Consider the following 237-nt stretch of genomic DNA (forward strand, 5'->3'; position numbering starts at 1 on the left):
CAACATCGCCAATGACGAACAGCGCAAGCTGGCCGAGGGCTACCTGAACTTCCTGTATTCGCCGCAGGGCCAGGCGCTGGCCTTCAAGAACTATAATCGCGCCTGGGACAGCTCGGCCGCGGCGCCCGAGGACGTGGCCCGCTTCCCCAAGGTCGAGCTGGTGGACATCTCGCATTTCGGCGGTTGGTCCAGGGTGCAGCCGGAACACTTCGGCGACGGCGGCATCTTCGACCAGAT

The 237-nt window shown here is 64.1% G+C and carries 1 pseudogene; it reads left to right on the forward strand.

What is annotated here, in order from left to right:
- Nucleotides 1-237, forward strand: a pseudogene (locus CVH10_RS24360) (sulfate ABC transporter substrate-binding protein); the annotation flags it as partial.

It is taken from the genome of Halomonas sp. ND22Bw (assembly GCF_003011945.1).
GTDB classification, from domain to species: domain Bacteria; phylum Pseudomonadota; class Gammaproteobacteria; order Pseudomonadales; family Halomonadaceae; genus Halomonas; species Halomonas halophila.